The sequence below is a fragment of the Blautia sp. XA-2221 genome, from assembly GCF_028767025.1.
Classification (GTDB): Bacteria; Bacillota; Clostridia; order Lachnospirales; family Lachnospiraceae; genus Blautia_A.
This window is the reverse complement of the sequence record NZ_JAJQXX010000030.1, coordinates 1-1,617: the sequence shown is the minus strand read 5'-3', so window position 1 is coordinate 1,617 and position 1,617 is coordinate 1. Positions and strand designations below refer to the sequence as shown.

1 protein-coding gene and 1 pseudogene are annotated in these 1,617 nt (G+C 39.5%); both read left to right on the top strand.

What is annotated here, in order from left to right:
- Positions 1–368 (top strand): TnpV protein (locus LU279_RS13430; RefSeq protein WP_243105313.1); only part of this gene is annotated, 368 nt, incomplete at its 5' end.
- Between the two features lie 366 nt (positions 369–734).
- Positions 735–1,617, top strand: a pseudogene (gene tet(O), locus LU279_RS13425) (tetracycline resistance ribosomal protection protein Tet(O)); the annotation flags it as partial.

The following is a 1,617-nucleotide window of genomic DNA, read 5'->3' as shown; positions in this document are numbered from 1 at the left end:
AATCATTATTTGAGGAACTGGGCGGCAAATACGAAAGGCAAGGGGATTATTTGATACCGTGCTTAACTGTACCCGCCGAAGAAGAACAGGCAATAGGCATCTGGGGGCAACGGCATTTAGATTATCTAAAACAGTACCGTAAAGTTACATACACCAATCTTCTTACAAGCGGCAGGCTAAACGCCTACCTTGCCGACATCAACAGACAGGCACAGGAACGCTTTGAAAGGCTCATAGAGGGTATGAAACAGGCACAGGGCATAACGGAACAGCTAAAGGCAGAAAACGCCTTAGAATGGACAGGATGCCTCAATAACATAAGGGCTTGTGCGAGGGAGATTGTGGAAAAGGAAATTATTTTTGCATAAACAGATGATTAGTGGCAGGGGGAAATCCTGCCGCTTTTTCTGCTTTAGTTTGTCAGCTTGACAAATAAAGGGTTAAGGAATATAATTAGATTCAGTATTATACAAGGAGTTAATAAATATGCGGCAAGGTATTCTTAAATAAACTGTCAATTTGATAGTGGGAACAAAAAGTAGCAGTCCCGTTTCACTTTTAATATGGGGCTTAGTTTTTTGTACCCAGTTTAAGAATACTTTTATCATGTAATTTTATATGCCCGAAAACATATAAGTGTTTTGGGGCTATTGGAGTTATTTACCCAGTGATAGGAGTATTTATCACTGGGTATTTTTATGCCCTTTTTTGGGTGTTGATAGGAGGAAAATCACATGAAAATAATTAACTTAGGCATTCTGGCTCACGTTGACGCAGGAAAGACAACATTAACGGAAAGTTTATTGTATACCAGTGGTGCAATTGCAGAACTAGGGAGCGTAGATGAAGGCACAACAAGGACAGATACAATGAATTTGGAGCGTCAAAGGGGAATCACTATCCAGACAGCAGTGACATCTTTTCAGTGGGAGGATGTAAAAGTCAACATTATAGATACGCCAGGCCATATGGATTTTTTGGCGGAAGTATACCGTTCTTTATCCGTATTAGACGGAGCAGTATTATTAGTTTCTGCAAAGGATGGCATACAGGCACAGACCCGTATACTGTTTCATGCACTACAGATAATGAAGATTCCGACAATTTTTTTCATCAATAAAATTGACCAAGAGGGGATTGATTTGCCAATGGTATATCGGGAAATGAAAGCAAAGCTTTCTTCGGAAATTATAGTGAAGCAAAAGGTTGGGCAGCATCCCCATATAAATGTAACGGACAATGACGATATGGAACAGTGGGATGCGGTAATTATGGGAAACGATGAACTATTAGAGAAATATATGTCAGGGAAACCGTTTAAAATGTCAGAACTGGAACAGGAAGAAAACAGGAGATTCCAAAACGGAACGTTATTTCCCGTTTATCACGGAAGCGCTAAAAACAATCTGGGGATTCGGCAGCTTATAGAAGTAATTGCCAGTAAATTTTATTCATCAACGCCTGAAGGTCAATCTGAACTATGCGGGCAGGTTTTTAAGATTGAATATTCAGAGAAAAGGCGGCGTTTTGTTTATGTGCGTATATATAGCGGAACATTGCATTTGAGGGATGTTATTAGAATATCTGAAAAAGAGAAAATAAAAATCACAGAGATGT